At 67.9% G+C, this 315-nt stretch carries 1 protein-coding gene; it reads left to right on the plus strand.

Translation table 11 applies throughout. The annotated features are described in order from the left end of the window. Positions 1-315, plus strand: a 315-nt coding sequence (locus tag AB4Y34_RS42230) for a secretin N-terminal domain-containing protein (RefSeq protein WP_368719354.1), incomplete at both ends; no start/stop codon positions are given.

Raw genomic sequence — 315 nt, forward strand, 5'->3', positions numbered from 1 at the left:
GGCGGTTGCAGTCGTGCCGCTGAAGAACGCGAATGCGATCGACATCGCGCAGCAGATGAACAAGATGCTCGATCCGGGCTCGATCGGCAGCACGGACGCGACGCTCAAGGTGTCGATCTCGTCCGATCCGCGCACCAACTCGCTGCTGATGCGCGCGTCGAACACCGCACGCCTCGCGGCGGCCAAGGAGCTCGACATGCCGACCGCGATGCCGGGCAACATCCACGTCGTGCCGCTACGCAATGCCGACGCGACGAAGCTCGCGCGCACGCTGCGCAGCATGCTCGGCAAGGGCGGCGGCGAGGGCTCGTCGGG

This window comes from Paraburkholderia sp. BR10954, assembly GCF_040965775.1.
Lineage (GTDB): Bacteria > Pseudomonadota > Gammaproteobacteria > Burkholderiales > Burkholderiaceae > Paraburkholderia > Paraburkholderia youngii.